Here is a 14,649-nt window from a genome sequence, read left to right as displayed (position 1 = left end):
CGTCCTGAGCCAGGATCAAACTCTCCGTAAATGAACAACGCCCACCACCAAGCACAGCCCGGCAGTGAACAATCCATACGAAGCGAACCCAACCGGGTTCACAAAACTGGCATCAACACGAAAGATGACATCATCTTCCGAAATCAACCAAAGGAATCCCAGACACAACCAACCACCCCACCCGACGGGCGAAGACGATCAGCCATGCCACAGGGACAAAAAATTGGCATTGACTAACAAGCACACTGTTGAGTTCTCAAACAACCGACACACACCAACTCAGCACCACCCGACCGGGCAGAACCTCGCTTGGGGCAACTTCTCTAATCTACCAGATCCTCTGCGCCCTCTCCAACTCGGTGATCCGAGCGGAGGGAGCCGGGGAACCAGCAGCCCCGATCATGTCACGGCGCGCGATGTGCCGAGTCCTTCTCGAGGGGGGTCTCGCCCGGGGGACCAGCCACCGTCTCGTGCGATCGAGACTCGGTGTCCGTTCCTCCCTGCCGGGCGAACGTCGAGAACACTACACGCGCTCTGTCCGGGTGCCAAATCCGTGCGCTGCGCACCCCTGGCGCTCGCTCGGTGACGCCGTCCGGCGCCCCTGCGGCACCGCACGAGCGTCCGCGCGGTCCGTGCGCAGCGACGAGACGACGAAGGGGCCGGACCGCGTCGAGCGGTCCGGCCCCTTCGCCCGCGGGGCGACGTGGCTGCTAGGCGGCAGCACCGTCCGCGACCGCGACCCCGAGCGTCTTCTTCCCCCGGCGCAGGAGGGCGAACTGCCCGTGCAGCAGGTCGTCCGCCGTGAGGACGGCGTCCTCGCTCGTCACCTTGACGTTGTTGACGTACGCGCCGCCCTCGGCCACCGCGCGACGCGCGGCCGCCTTGGAGGCGACGAGGCCTGACGCCGCGAAGAGGTCGACGACCGCGTCGCCCACCTGCGCCGTCGTGCGTGGCAGCTCGGCGACCGCGGCGCCCAGGGTCCCCGCGTCGAGGCCGGCCAGCTCGCCCCGACCGAAGAGCGCCTGGCTCGCGGCGACCACGGACGCCGTCGCCTCCGCGCCGTGGACGAGCGTCGTGACGTCCGAGGCGAGGGCGCGCTGCGCCTCGCGCGCACCCGGCCGCTCGCGCACCGCGGCCTCGAGCTCGGCGATCTCCTCGCGCGTACGGAAGGTGAAGATCTTCAGCCAGCCCACCACGTCCTCGTCCGCGGCGTTGAGCCAGTACTGGTAGAAGGCGTACGGGCTCATCATGTCGGGCGCGAGCCAGACCGCCCCGCCCTCCGTCTTGCCGAACTTGGTGCCGTCGGCCTTGGTGATGAGCGGCGTGGTGAGCACGTGCACGGCCGCACCCTCGGTCTTGCGGATGAGCTCGACGCCCGACAGCAGGTTGCCCCACTGGTCGTTGCCCCCTGTCTGGAGGGACACGCCGTGCCGGCGGTACAGCTCGAGGAAGTCGATCCCCTGGAGGATCTGGTAGCTGAACTCGGTGAAGCTGATGCCCTCCTCCGAGCGCAGACGCCGCGCGACCGTGTCCTTCGCGAGCATCGTGCCGAGCCGGTAGTGCTTGCCGACGTCCCGCAGGAAGTCGATCGCCGACAGCTCGGAGATCCAGTCGAGGTTGTTCACGAGCCGGGCGGGGTTGTCACCCTCGAAGTCGAGGAACCGCGACACCTGCGACTTCAGCCGCTCGGTCCACTCCGCGACGGTCTCCTTGGTGTTGAGCACCCGCTCGCCCGACTGGCGCGGGTCGCCGATCATGCCCGTCGCCCCGCCCACGAGCGCCACGGCGCGGTGGCCCGCGAGCTGGAGGTGACGCAGCACGACGAGCTGCACGAGGTGGCCGTGGTGCAGGCTCGGCGCCGTCGGGTCGAAGCCGCAGTAATACGTGATCGGACCCTCGGCCAGCGCGGCGCGCAGCGCGGCCTCGTCGGTGGACTGCGCCACCAGGCCTCGCCATTGCAGCTCGTCGAGAACGTCGCTCACTTCTGCTCCTTCGTCGAGTGCCCGGTCCGGGCACGTGCTTCGCCGCCCGTGCGGGAGGCGGGTCCTAGTCTGCCGTGCCGCGCGGCCATCGTCGGCCACCGCCCACGGGACGGCCGGGAACGTCCGGCGGGCCGCGACGCCGTCATGGCCGCACCCCGCGGGCCGGCGGCACGACTCATCGCGCCCTGGCGCTCACACGACGGTAGGCCGAGACCGTCGGGTCCCCCGCGAGCCACGAGCGCCACGGGTAGAGGTCTCCGTCGCCCCCGTCGCCGGAGACGCCGACGCGCGGGCCCGTCGCGATCGCCGGGCGCAGCGTCGTGGCGGTCGCACGGTGCAGCACGAGCTCACCGTCGGGGTCCGTCAGCTCGGCGCCGTACTGGCGCAGGTCGAGGTCGAGCGCGACCGCGAGGCGCGCGGGACCGCGGGCGATCTGGCGGTCGGAGTCGCACCGCCCGGCGGCGAGCCGGCGCGACCGCGCGAGATCGACGCCGTCGGTCACCTCGCCCGCGCGCAGCAGGACGGCGGACGCGCGGCCGACCGGCCCGCAGACCACGTTGACGCAGTGGTGCAGGCCCAGGTGGCGGTACACGTACAGCCGGCCGGGCTCGCCGAACATCGCGCGGTTGCGCTCCGTCCGGCCGCGGAACGCGTGCGACCCCGGGTCGCGCTCGCCGTCGTACGCCTCGACCTCGGTGATCCGCAGGGTGACGTCGCCGTCGTCGCTGCGCCGGGTGAGGAACGACCCGAGCAGGTCGCGGGCGACCTCGTGGACGTCGCGCGCGTACCACGCGCGGGCCGGGACGTCCCACGGTCCGACGGCGCGGAACTCCCCGCTCCCCGTCGTCTGCGTCACGGCGTCCGTCGACATCGCACCACCTTCCGTCGTGGGCAATCTACGCCTCGCCACCGTCACCCGAGCCCCGGCGCGAGGGCCGCTCGCTCGCGCTCACGACGTTCCCCCAGCCGTCGAGGACGACGTCGGCCCGCTCGCGCGAGGCGTTGCGCGCGTAGTGCGCGCGCTCGTCCGCCATCCAGGCGAGCCAGTGCGCGCGCTGGTCCTCGCCGTCCCGGTCGAGCCCCCGGCGCAGCCGCACGTCGTCCGTGGCCTCGACCCATACGCGCAGCGCGGCGACCTCGTCCGCCTCGCGGCGACCCGCCCCGCAGCCCTCGACGACGAGGAAGGGTGCCGGGGCGACGTCGTGCCACTCGGCGAAGCGGTCGAGCTCCCAGTCGAACCGGCGGTACCGCCCGGCGCGTCCCGACGCGAGCGGGGCGAGGACCCACTCCGCGAGGCGGCCCCAGGCGGGTTCGAGCCCGCGCCAGCCCTCGTACAGGTCGTCCATGTGGAGCACCTGCGCGGGCAGCGCGTCGCCGAGCTGCGCGGCGAGCGTCGTCTTGCCCGAGCCCGCCGGGCCGTCGACCACCACGAGCCGGGTGCCCGACGGCGTCGCACGACCTCCTGCGAGCCCGTCGCCCGGGCGGGGCGACGGGCCGAGGCGCGGGACGGCGTCGCGCACGCGCCGCACGAGGTCCGCGAGGACGTCCTGCTCGACGCTCACGCGCGCACCCCCGGCGCGGGCACCGTCAGCACGAGGGTCGTCAGCCCTGCGCCCAGAAGCGGTACTCGGCCGAACGCTCCTTCGCCGTCTCGAGCTGCTCGGCGACCCGGACAGGGGCCGTGCCGCCCACGGCGTCGCGGGACGCCAGCGAGCCCTCGACGCTCAGGACGTCGCGCACGCCCGGCGTGAGGTGCTCGGAGATGCCCGCGAGGTCGTCGTCGGAGAGGTCCCACAGCTCGATCCCGCGCTCCTCGCACACGCGCACGCACGCGCCGGCGACCTCGTGCGCCACGCGGAACGGCACGCCCTCGCGCACGAGCCACTCGGCGACGTCGGTCGCGAGCGAGAAGCCCTGCGGGGCGAGCGACGCCATGCGCTCGGTGTCGAACTCGAGCGTCGCGACCATGCCGGAGAACGCGGGCAGGAGCACCTCGAGCGTGTCGACCTGGTCGAACACGGGCTCCTTGTCCTCCTGGAGGTCGCGGTTGTACGCGAGCGGCAGGCCCTTGAGCGTGGCGAGCAGTCCGGACAGGTCGCCGATGAGGCGACCGGCCTTGCCGCGCGCGAGCTCCGCGACGTCGGGGTTCTTCTTCTGCGGCATGATGCTCGACCCCGTGGAGTAGGAGTCGTGCAGGCGCACGAAGCCGAACTCCTTGGTCGCCCAGAGGATGACCTCCTCCGCGAGGCGCGAGAGGTCGACGCCGAGCATCGCCGCGACGAACGCGAATTCCGCGACGACGTCGCGCGACGCGGTGCCGTCGATCGAGTTCTCGACCGGGCCGTCGAACCCGAGCTCGGCGGCGACGGCCGCCGGGTCGAGACCCAGCGACGAGCCCGCGAGCGCCCCCGACCCGTACGGCGAGCGCGCGGCCCGCACGTCCCAGTCGATGAACCGGTCGACGTCGCGCAGCAGCGGCCACGCGTGGGCGAGCAGGTGGTGCGCGAGGAGTACCGGCTGCGCGTGCTGGAGGTGCGTGCGCCCGGGCATCGCGGCGCCGGGGTGGGCGGCGGCCTGCTCGATCAGCGCGTCGACGACGTCGAGCACCAGGCCCGCGATCGTGCGCGCCTCGTCGCGCAGGTACATGCGCGTGAGCGTCGCGATCTGGTCGTTGCGCGACCGTCCCGCACGCAGCTTGCCGCCGAGCTCGGGACCGGCCCGCTCGATGAGGCCGCGCTCGAGCGCGGTGTGCACGTCCTCGTCGTCGTCGGCCGCGACGAACGCTCCCGACGCGACGTCCTCGCGCAGGCGCTCGAGCGCCGCGAGCATGCCGTCGAGCTCGTCGTCGTCGAGGAGTCCGGCCGCGTGCAGGACCTTCGCGTGAGCCTTCGAGCCCGCGACGTCCTGGCCCGCGAGGCGCCAGTCGAAGTGCGTCGACTTGCTCAGCGCGGCGAGCGCGTCGGCGGGCCCGCCGGCGAAGCGGCCGCCCCACAGGCTCACGCGCCCTCCCCCCTCGTTGGCCTCCGCCGCCGCGCCGTCCTCGACGGGCGTGGTGGTCTCCGGTCCCTGCTGGTCGTGCGTGCTCACAGTGCTCCTGCCCCGAGGTCCACACCGTTGCCGAACTTCTCGTCGCGCGCGGCGGCGAGCTTCGCGGTGAGACCGTAGATCTCGATGAATCCCTTGGCCTGCGACTGATCGAACGAGTCGCCCTCGTCGTACGTCGCGAGGTTGAAGTCGTACAGGCTCGCCTCCGAGCGGCGGCCCGTGACGGTCGCGCGACCGCCGTGCAGCACGAGGCGCACGTCGCCCGAGACGTACCGTTGCGTGTCGTCGATGAAGACGTCGAGCGAGCGCTTGAGCGGGCTGAACCACATGCCGTCGTAGACGAGCTCGGACCAGCGCTGCTCGACGCCACGCTTGAAGCGAGCCTGCTCGCGCTCCAGGGTGACGTTCTCGAGCTCCTGGTGCGCGGCGATGAGCGCGATCGCGCCCGGCGCCTCGTAGACCTCGCGCGACTTGATGCCCACGAGGCGGTCCTCGACGATGTCGATGCGCCCCACACCCTGCGCGCCCGCGCGGCGGTTCATCTCCTGGATCGCCTGCAACGGCGTCACGGCGACGCCGTCGAGCGCGATCGGGACGCCCTGCTCGAACGTCACGACGACCTCGTCCGCGACGGGCGGGAACGTCGGGTCGTCGGTGTAGTTGTAGACGTCCTTGGTCGGGGCGTTCCAGATGTCCTCGAGGAAGCCGGTCTCGACCGCGCGGCCCCACACGTTCTGGTCGATCGAGAAGGGGTTGTGCTTGGTCGTCGCGATCGGCAGGGAGTGCTTCTCCGCGTACTCGATGGCCTTCTCGCGCGTCAGCGCGAGGTCGCGCACGGGGGCGATGGTCTTGAGCTCGGGCGCGAGCGACGTCGTCGCGACCTCGAAGCGCACCTGGTCGTTGCCCTTGCCGGTGCAGCCGTGCGCGACGGTCGTCGCGCCGAACTGGCGCGCGGCGCGCACGAGGTGCTTGACGATGACCGGGCGCGAGATCGCCGAGACCAGCGGGTACCGGTCGAGGTAGAGGCCGTTCGCGCGCAGCGCGGGCATGCAGTACTCGGCGGCGAACTCGTCGCGCGCGTCGGCGACGTACGCCTCGACGGCGCCGCAGTCCAGGGCGCGCTGCCGGATGACCTCGAGGTCCTCCCCGCCCTGGCCGACGTCGACCGCGACGGCGACGACCTCGGCGCCCGTGGCCTCGGCGATCCAGCCGATGGCCACCGACGTGTCCAGGCCGCCCGAGTAGGCGAGCACGACGCGTTCAGTCATGACGGTCTCTTTCTGTGACGTGCGGGTGGGGTCCGTGGTCCAGTCTCGCAGGGCGGTCCGCCGCGCGGGTCGTGGTCCGACGGCGGTCAGTCCGGCGTTCCGGGGACGGGCCCGCCGTGGGGCCCGGACAGCTCGAGGAAGCGCCGCGCGAGGTCGGCCCCGCCGTCGGGGTCGCGGGCGATGACGAGGATCGTGTCGTCGCCCGCGATGCACCCGAGCACGTGCGGGAGCACGGAGTGGTCGATCGCGGACGCGAGGTAGTTCGCCGCGCCGGGCGGGGTGCGCAGCACGACGAGGTTCGCCGACGCCTCGGCCGAGACGAGCATCTCCGAGCACAGCCGCGCGAGCCGGGCCGCGAGGTACTCGGGCGACTCCGCCGTCTGCACGCTGCGGTCCCCGCCCTCCCCCGGCACCGCGTACACGAGCGCTCCCGAGGCGCCGCGCACCTTCTCCGCGCGCAGCTCGATGAGGTCGCGCGAGAGCGTCGCCTGCGTCACCGACAGGCCCTCGCGCTCGAGCTCGCGCGCGAGCTCCGCCTGGGAGTGGATCTCGGTGCGGCGCACGATCTCGGCGATGCGCGCGTGACGCGCCGTCTTGGTCGTCGCCGTGCGGGCCTCGGTCACGACCGCTCCAGGAGGAACGTGAGCAACGCCTTCTGCGCGTGCAACCGGTTCTCTGCCTCGTCCCACACCGCCGAGCGCGGGCCGTCGATCACCTCGGCGGTGATCTCCTTGCCGCGGTACGCCGGCAGGCAGTGCAGCACGATCACGTCGTCCTTCGCGTGCGCGAGGAGGTCGTCGTTCACCTGGTAGGGCACGAACGGGAGCGCACGCTGCTCGGCCTCGGCCTCGTCCCCCATCGACACCCAGGTGTCGGTCGCGACGACGTCGGCACCCGCGACGGCCTCGACCGGGTCGGACGTGACGAGCACGGAACCGCCGGTCTCGGCGGCGATCCGCTCGGCGTCGGCCACGAAGACGGGGTGCGGGGGGTACCCGTCCGGCGTCCCGATCCGCACGTGCAGGCCCGCGGTCGCGCCGCCGAGCAAGTAGGAGTGCGCCATGTTGTTGGCGCCGTCGCCGACGTACGCGAGCGTCTGGCCCGCGAGCGCCCCCGTCCCGCCGCGGAGCTGGGCGATCGTCAGGAGGTCCGCGAGGATCTGGCACGGGTGGAAGTCGTCGGTGAGCGCGTTGACGACCGGCACGCGGCTGATCGCCGCCATCTCCTCGAGCCGGTCCTGGCCGAACGTCCGCCACACGATCGCCGACGCCTGGCGGTCGAGCACGCGCGTCACGTCCGCGACGGACTCGCGCACGCCGACCTGGGCGAGCCGGCCGTCCACGACGACCGGGAAGCCCCCGAGCTCGGCGATGCCCGTCGCGAACGAGAGCTGCGTGCGCAGCGTCGGCTTGTCGAACAGCACGGCCACGCCCTGCGGTCCGGCGAGCGGCTGGCGGAACGTGCGGTCGTCGCGGAAGGCGAGGCCGATCTCGAGGACCTGACGCTGCTCGGCGGGCGTGAGGTCGTCGTCGCGCAGGAAGTGCCGGGGGGCCATCAGGAGCTCCTCGTCGTGGGGTCGGTCGTGGGGTCGGTGGATGCGGGGTTCGCGGTGCCGAGGGCGGAAGGGCCGGCCGCCGCGGCGGCAGGGTCCTCCGGGACGGCGACGGTCGCGAAGAACGCGACGACGTCGCGTGCCTGGTCGGGCGTGAGGATCAGGGGCGGCGCGAGGCGGATGGCGTCGGGCGCGACGGCGTTCACGACGAACCCGGCGTCGAGCGCCGTGCGCGCGACGTCGGCCGCGACGGGCCGGGTGAGCTGGACGGCGAGGAGCAGCCCGCGCCCCCGCACCTCGGCGACGAGCGGGTTCCCGGCCCCGGCGATGCCGTCGCGCAGGAGCGCGCCGACGGCCCGGACGTTCTCGAGCAGGCCGTCGCGCTCGATGACACCGAGCGTCGCGAGCGCCGCCGCGGCCGCCACGGGGTTGCCGCCGAACGTCGTGCCGTGCTGACCGCGGCCGAGCAGGGTCGCCGCCCGCTCGCCGTACGCGACCACCGCACCGACGGGGAACCCGCCGCCGAGGCCCTTGGCGAGCGTGACGACGTCGGGCACGATCCCGCCGCCCACCTCGGGCTGCTGGTACGCGAACCACGAGCCGGTGCGACCGACGCCGGTCTGCACCTCGTCGAGCACGAGCAGCGCGCCGTGGCGCGCCGTGAGCTCACGCGCGGTGACGAGGTAGCCCGGCGAGAGCGAGCGCACTCCCGCCTCGCCCTGCACGGGCTCGAGGACGAGCGCCGCGACCTCGCCGCGGGCCGCCACCACGGCGGGCGAGAACGCCTCCTCGAGCGCGGCGACGTCGTCGAACGCGACGAACTCGACGCCGCCCGGGAGCGGCTCGAACGGCTCGCGGTACGCGGCCTTCGACGTCAGCGCGAGCGCGCCCATGGTCCGACCGTGGAAGCCGCCCTGGAGCGCGAGGACGCGCGTGCGACGCCCCGTGTCGTTGTTCCGGCGCGTCATCTTGAACGCCGCCTCGTTCGCCTCGGTGCCCGAGTTCGTGAAGAACACGCGCGACCCCTCGGGCGCCTCCGCGAGCGCGAGCAGGCGCTCGGCGAGCGCGATCTGCGTCGGGGTGCCGAAGAAGTTCGACACGTGCCCGAGCGTGCCGAGCTGGGCCGAGACAGCGGCCGTGAGCGTCGGGTGGGCGTGGCCCAGCGCGTTGACCGCGATGCCCGCGAGCAGGTCGAGGTAGCGCTTGCCGTCGGCGTCCCACACGTACGCGCCCTCGCCGCGCACCAGGACGCGCTGCGGCGGGCCGAACGTGTCCATCACCGCGTGGGTGTAGCGGTCGGTCCACTGCGCGACGGAGCCGTCGGCCGGGGCCGTCACGGCGCTCGTCGTCGCGGGCGCGGGCGCGCCCGTCGGGTGGTCGAGGGCGTTCACGCGGCTCCTCCGGCGGTGGTGGCGGGCTCGGGCGCCGACGCGCCCGCGGCGTCGGGGACGACCATCGTCCCGTTGCCCTGGGTGGTGAAGACCTCGAGCAGCGTCGAGTGCGGCACGCGGCCGTCGATGACCGTCGCGGCGGGGACGCCGCCCTCGACCGCCCGCAGGCACGCCTCCATCTTGGGGACCATGCCCGCGGACAGGGACGGCAGGAGCGTCGCGAGCTCCGAACGTGTGATCTGCGCGACGAGCGAGTCCTTGTCCGGCCAGGACGTGTACAGGCCCTCGACGTCGGTCAGCACGACGAGCTTCTTCGCGCCGAGCGCGACCGCGAGCGCCGCGGCCGCGGTGTCGGCGTTGACGTTGAGCACCTGGGTCGGGTCCTCGAGGTCGGGCGCGATCGTCGAGACGACGGGGATGCGGCCGGCGTCGAGCAGGTCCTGGACCGCGGACGGGTGCACCTCGACCACGTCGCCGACGAGCCCGACGTCGACCGGCTCGCCGTCCACGGTCGCGTGCCTGCGCTGGGCCTGCAGCAGGCCGCCGTCCTCGCCCGAGAGCCCGACGGCGTACGGGCCGTGCGCGTTGATGAGGCCGACGAGCTCGCGCGAGACCTGGCCGGTGAGGACCATGCGCACGACGTCCATCGCCTCCGGCGTCGTGACGCGCAGGCCGCCGCGGAACTCGGACTCGATGCCGAGCCGGTCGAGCATCGCGGAGATCTGCGGGCCCCCGCCGTGCACGACGACCGGGCGCAGCCCGACGCGCCGCAGGAACACCATGTCCTCGGCGAACGCGGCCTTGAGCGTGTCGTCGACCATGGCGTTGCCGCCGTACTTGACGACGACGAGCGCCCCGGCGAACTCCTCCAGCCACGGCAGTGCTTCGACGAGCACCTCGGCCTTCTGCTCGGGGCGCAGGTCGGTGCGCGTGTCGAACGCGGCGTCGTCCGGGTGGGGCGTGGGCGTGGTCGGGTCGCTCATGAGGAGTAGGCGCTGTTCTCGTGGACGTAGTCGTGCGTGAGGTCGTTGGTCCAGACGGTCGCGCTCGCGGAGCCGGCGTGCAGGTCGATCTCGACGCGCACCTCCCGCTCGGCCGCGAGGTCGACGAGCTCGCGGGGCTCGCCCACCCCCCCGGCCCGGCACACCTGGACGTCGTTGACCGTCACGTCGAGCAGGAGCGCGTCGAACGGCGCCACGTCCTCGGGGACGGTCCCGACGGCGGACACGATGCGGCCCCAGTTCGGGTCGTTGCCGAAGATCGCGGCCTTGAAGAGGTTCGAGCGCGTCACCGCGCGCGCGACCGCGACGGCGGCGTCCTCGCTCGACGCGTTCACCACGGTGACGGCGACGTCGTGGCTCGCACCCTCGGCGTCGGCCACGAGCTGGCGCGCGAGCGAGGCGCTGGCCTCGGTCACGGCGTCCGTGAGCTCGTCGAGCGTCACCTCGACCCCGGACGCGCCGGAGGCCAGGAGGATCACGGTGTCGTTCGTCGACATGCAGCCGTCGGAGTCGACGCGGTCGAACGTGGTACGGGTCGCGGCGCGCAGCGCGGCGTCGGCCGTCGCGGCGTCGACGACGGCGTCCGTCGTGAGCACGCACAGCATGGTCGCGAGGCCCGGCGCGAGCATCCCCGCACCCTTCGCCATGCCGCCCACGGACCACGTCGCGGCGCCGTCCGTCGCGGTCGCGTCCGAGACCTCGCGGACCACGGAGACCGTCTTGGGCACGGTGTCCGTCGTCATGATCGCGAGCGCGGCGTCCCCGCCGCCGTCGACCGTGGCGACCGGGTCCGCGAGCGCCGCGGCGGCGGCGTCGACCCCGGCGAGCAGCTTCTCCAGGGGCAGCCGCACGCCGATGAGGCCCGTCGAGCAGACGAGCACGTCGCCCGCGGAGGTCGAGAGCACGTCGGCGACGTGCTCCGCGGTCCGGTGCGTGTCGGCGAAGCCCTCCGGCCCCGTGCACGCGTTCGCGCCGCCCGAGTTGAGCACGACGGCCGTCGCGCGCCCGTCGCTCACGGCCTGTCGGGTCCACGCGACCGGCGCGGCGAACACGCGGTTCGTCGTGAGCACGGCCGCCGCGACGTCGAGCGGCCCGTCGTTGACGACGAGCGCGACGTCGCGGGCGCCCGTGGACTTGAGCCCGGCGGCGACGCCGGCGGCCCGGAAGCCCTGCGGGGTGGTGACGGTCACGGGGCGACCCCCTCGGTCGTGAGGCCCGCCGTCTGCGGCAGGCCGAGCGCGATGTTCATGGACTGCACCGCGGCGCCCGCGGTGCCCTTGACGAGGTTGTCGATCGCCGTGACGCTGACGACGCGGCCCGCCGCGTGGTCGACCGCGACCTGGACGAGCGCCGTGTTGGCGCCGAGGGTCATCGCCGTCGTCGGCCACTGGCCCGCGGGCAGCACGCGGACGAACGGCTCGCCGACGTACGCGTCCTCCCAGGCCCGGCGCACGCGCGCCTCGAGCTCGGCGGGGTCGAGGCGCGCGGCGTCGTCGGACAGACGCGCCGTGACCGTGGCGAGGATGCCGCGCGACATCGGCACGAGCGTCGGCGTGAACGAGATGCTCACCTCCGGCGCGCCGGCGGCCCGCAGGTTCTGCGCGATCTCCGGGATGTGCCGGTGCGACCCGCCGACGGCGTACGGCTGGGCCGACCCGAGCGCCTCGGACGCGAGCAGGTGCGGCTTGAGCGACTTGCCCGCGCCCGAGTACCCGTTGGCGAGCACCGCGACGAGGTCGCGCCCCTCGACGAGCCCCGACGCGACACCCGGCTGGATGCCCAGCGTGACCGCCGTGACGTTGCAGCCCGGCACCGCGATGCGGCGCACCCCGGCGAGCCGCTCGCGCTGCTTCGTCTCGCTCGCGGCCGCACCCGGCTCGTGCGTGAGCAGGAGCTCCGGCAGCCCGTACGGCCACGTGCCCGCGTGCTCCGACCCGTAGAACGACGTCCAGTCCGCCGCGGACTCCAGCCGGTGGTCCGCGCCCAGGTCCAGGACGAGCACGTCGTCCGGGAGCTGCGCCGCGATCTCGCCCGACGCTCCGTGCGGCAGCGCGAGGACGACGACGTCGTGCCCCACGAGGTGCTCGACGCTCGTCGGCAGCAGCACGCGGTCGGCGAGGGATCGCAGGTGCGGCTGGTGCTCACCGAGGAGCGACCCCGCGTTGCTGTGCGCCGTGACGGCGCCGATCTCCACCTCCGGGTGCCCGGCGAGCAGGCGGAGCGTCTCCCCGCCGGCGTACCCGGACGCACCCGCGACCGCGACTCTGATCGTCATATGCATCACTATACATACTTATGCATCGCCCGGGTCGAAGGTCCCGTCGACTGTACGCGTGGTCGGGTCCGCGGTGGGTCGGATCGCGTGCCCGCGTGGTCGGATCCGCGGTGGGGTCGGACCGTGTGCTTGGACTGGCGCACCGTCACCTCGGTCTTCCGGGCGGGGGTTCTAGGAGTGCGCCTTTGACGTCCTGCGCACACGGTCCGACCCCACCGCTCGTCCTTCCCGTCACCCGGCAGTGGCCCGGCGGTCCCGTCCGGCCGAGAGGCGAGGAGCGGCCCATCATTCCCCGTTCTGAGGGCCACTCCTCCCCTCGTCATCACGTGTACGGCTCGGACGAGGGCCGGGGATCCGACGACCTCAGACCGTCGCCGCGCAGACGGCGCGGACGCTCGCTCCCAGGACGGACGCGTCGCGGCCCACGGTCCAGCGCGGGGTGCCGTCGGGGCCGCGGTGCTCGAGGTAGGTGAGCGCGGTCGCGTCGCTGCCCTGGCCGACGGACTGCTGGGTGAGCGAGAGGATCTCGACGGGCCGGCCGAGGCGGGTGAGGGCGTCGACGAGGGCGTCGACCGCACCGGCCCCGGTTCCGGACGTGGTGACCTGCGCGCCGTGGACGGTGAGCACGAGGTCGAGGCGCTCGGTCCCGTCGTCGGTGCGGTGGCTCGTCCAGGAGACGGGATCGACGGCTCCGGGACGGGCATAGGCGTCGTCGAACAGCGCGAGGAGGACGTCGGGCGTCACCTCGGCGCCGGTGGCGTCGGCGTGCTCCTGGACGCGGCGCGCGAGGTCGACCTGGAGGCCGCGGGGCAGGTCGAGGCCGTGGACGGAGTGCAGCACGTACGCGACGCCGCCCTTGCCGGACTGGCTGTTCACGCGGACGAGTGCCTCGTACGACCGCCCGAGGTCGGCCGGGTCGACCGGCAGGTAGGGCACGCGCCACGGCGCCAGCGCGGGGTCGAGGCCCGACGCCGCGGCGTCGGCCCGGTGGCGTTCCATGCCCTTGCGGATCGCGTCCTGGTGCGTGCCGGAGTAGGCGGTGTGGACGAGCTCGCCCACGTAGGGGTGGCGCGGGTGCACGTCGATCCGGTTGCATGCCACCACGACGTCGCGGATCCCGTCGAGGTCGGAGAAGTCGACCATGGGGTCGACGCCCTGCGCGTGCAGGTTGAGGCCGAGGGTTACGAGGTCGACGTTCCCGGTGCGCTCGCCGTTGCCGAAGAGGCATCCCTCGACGCGCTGCGCCCCGGCGAGGACGGCGAGCTCGGCGCACGCGACGCCGGTCCCGCGGTCGTTGTGCGGGTGGACCGAGAGGACGACGCCGTCGCGCCGCGCGAGGTGCCGGTCCATGTACTCGATCTGGTCGGCGTAGACGTTGGGCGTCGCGACCTCGACGGTCGCGGGGAGGTTGAGGATCACGGGGCGCTCGGGCGTCGCGTCCCAGAGCGTCGTCATGCGGTCGCACACGTCGAGCACGTAGTCAGGCTCGGTGAGGTTGAACACCTCGGGCGAGAACTCGAAGCGGACGCGCGGGTCGTCGCCGGCGTGGCGCAGCACGTCGGCCCCGGCGTCGGTGATGAGGCGCGCGAGGTCTTCGCGGTCGCGGCCGAGCACGACGTCGCGCCACACAGGCGCCGTCGCGGTGTACACGTGGACGACGACGGGGTTGCGCAGGCCCCGCACGGCCTCGAACGTGCGCGCGACGAGGTCGGCCCGCGCGGCGGTGAACACGACGACCGTGACGTGCTCGGGCGCGAGGTCGGTCTCGGCGAGCAGGCGCACGAAGTCGAAGTCGGTCTGCGACGCCGACGGGTAGCCCACCTCGATCTCGGTGTAGCCCATGGCGACGAGCAGCTCGAAGAAGCGGCGCTTGCGCGCGGGGTCCATCGGCTCCGCGAGCGCCTGGTTGCCGTCGCGCAGGTCGACGGGGACCCACAGCGGCGCCTGGGCGAGGCGGCGCGAGGGCCACCGGCGGTCGGGCAGGTCCGGTATCTCGACCCGCGCGTGGACGTCGGCGTAGCGGGACGAGGGCATGCGCGAGGGGCGCTGACGGTTCCAGGCGGGTGCGGGCGCCGTCGTGCCGTGAGCGGGGGCAGGCGTGGAGGTGCTGGCGAGGGTCATGGCTGTCCTTGAGG

General features: G+C 73.5%; 12 protein-coding genes. All 12 read right to left on the bottom strand.

The genetic code is table 11. The features are described from left to right. Positions 1-710 precede the first annotated feature (710 nt). The gene (tyrS, locus tag A0J59_RS04875; RefSeq protein ID WP_064315390.1) at positions 711-1,982 is read right to left on the bottom strand and encodes a tyrosine--tRNA ligase; all 1,272 of its coding nucleotides are present in this window, start codon (positions 1,980-1,982) and stop codon (positions 711-713) included. A 175-nt stretch (positions 1,983-2,157) separates the two neighbouring features. Beyond that, complete coding sequence (locus A0J59_RS04870; RefSeq protein WP_064315389.1) at positions 2,158-2,853, bottom strand: DNA-3-methyladenine glycosylase; 696 nt, start codon at positions 2,851-2,853, stop codon at positions 2,158-2,160. A gap of 25 nt (positions 2,854-2,878) precedes the next feature. After that, positions 2,879-3,544: a uridine kinase gene (locus A0J59_RS04865; protein WP_064315388.1), complete on the bottom strand. Its 666-nt coding sequence runs from the start codon at positions 3,542-3,544 to the stop codon at positions 2,879-2,881. A 40-nt stretch (positions 3,545-3,584) separates the two neighbouring features. Beyond that, entirely contained in the window at positions 3,585-4,982 is a 1,398-nt protein-coding gene (argH, locus tag A0J59_RS04860; protein WP_064315400.1) for an argininosuccinate lyase, read from the bottom strand. Positions 4,983-5,065: 83 nt separating this feature from the next. Then, positions 5,066-6,295, bottom strand: a complete 1,230-nt coding sequence (locus tag A0J59_RS04855) for an argininosuccinate synthase (protein ID WP_064315387.1) — start codon at positions 6,293-6,295, stop codon at positions 5,066-5,068. Positions 6,296-6,381: 86 nt separating this feature from the next. Beyond that, positions 6,382-6,918, bottom strand: coding sequence for an arginine repressor (locus tag A0J59_RS04850; protein ID WP_043655538.1), 537 nt, complete (start codon positions 6,916-6,918; stop codon positions 6,382-6,384). Next, on the bottom strand, positions 6,915-7,850 hold the full coding sequence (gene argF, locus A0J59_RS04845; protein WP_064315386.1) for an ornithine carbamoyltransferase: 936 nt from the start codon (positions 7,848-7,850) through the stop codon (positions 6,915-6,917). The genes A0J59_RS04850 and argF overlap by 4 nt, the downstream gene beginning before the upstream one ends. Next, positions 7,850-9,184: an acetylornithine transaminase gene (locus A0J59_RS04840; protein WP_369799749.1), complete on the bottom strand. Its 1,335-nt coding sequence runs from the start codon at positions 9,182-9,184 to the stop codon at positions 7,850-7,852. Before A0J59_RS04840 ends, argF begins: the two co-directional genes overlap by 1 nt. Positions 9,185-9,234: 50 nt before the next feature. Next, positions 9,235-10,221, bottom strand: a complete 987-nt coding sequence (gene argB, locus A0J59_RS04835; RefSeq protein WP_053371674.1) for an acetylglutamate kinase — start codon at positions 10,219-10,221, stop codon at positions 9,235-9,237. Next, positions 10,218-11,429, bottom strand: a complete 1,212-nt coding sequence (gene argJ, locus A0J59_RS04830; protein ID WP_053371673.1) for a bifunctional glutamate N-acetyltransferase/amino-acid acetyltransferase ArgJ — start codon at positions 11,427-11,429, stop codon at positions 10,218-10,220. The genes argB and argJ overlap by 4 nt, the downstream gene beginning before the upstream one ends. Beyond that, on the bottom strand, positions 11,426-12,520 hold the full coding sequence (argC, locus tag A0J59_RS04825) for an N-acetyl-gamma-glutamyl-phosphate reductase (protein WP_064315385.1): 1,095 nt from the start codon (positions 12,518-12,520) through the stop codon (positions 11,426-11,428). The genes argJ and argC overlap by 4 nt, the downstream gene beginning before the upstream one ends. Before the next feature lie 357 nt (positions 12,521-12,877). Further along, positions 12,878-14,635, bottom strand: coding sequence for a 2-isopropylmalate synthase (locus A0J59_RS04820; RefSeq protein WP_082918743.1), 1,758 nt, complete (start codon positions 14,633-14,635; stop codon positions 12,878-12,880). Positions 14,636-14,649 lie beyond the last annotated feature (14 nt).

It is taken from the genome of Cellulosimicrobium sp. I38E (assembly GCF_001647255.1).
Classification (GTDB): domain Bacteria; phylum Actinomycetota; class Actinomycetes; order Actinomycetales; family Cellulomonadaceae; genus Cellulosimicrobium; species Cellulosimicrobium cellulans_E.
Note: the sequence above shows the minus strand (reverse complement) of the source record. Positions and strands in the feature narration are given on the sequence as shown.

What these genes read in the sequence shown, in the direction of transcription:
- A0J59_RS04855 (WP_064315387.1), bottom strand. Translation starts at nt 6,295, where the DNA reads ATGACTGAACGCGTCGTGCTCGCCTACTCGGGCGGCCTGGACACGTCG.
- A0J59_RS04820 (WP_082918743.1), bottom strand. Translation starts at nt 14,635, where the DNA reads ATGACCCTCGCCAGCACCTCCACGCCTGCCCCCGCTCACGGCACGACG.
- argF (WP_064315386.1), bottom strand. Translation starts at nt 7,850, where the DNA reads ATGGCCCCCCGGCACTTCCTGCGCGACGACGACCTCACGCCCGCCGAG.
- A0J59_RS04870 (WP_064315389.1), bottom strand. Translation starts at nt 2,853, where the DNA reads ATGTCGACGGACGCCGTGACGCAGACGACGGGGAGCGGGGAGTTCCGC.
- argC (WP_064315385.1), bottom strand. Translation starts at nt 12,520, where the DNA reads ATGCATATGACGATCAGAGTCGCGGTCGCGGGTGCGTCCGGGTACGCC.
- argB (WP_053371674.1), bottom strand. Translation starts at nt 10,221, where the DNA reads ATGAGCGACCCGACCACGCCCACGCCCCACCCGGACGACGCCGCGTTC.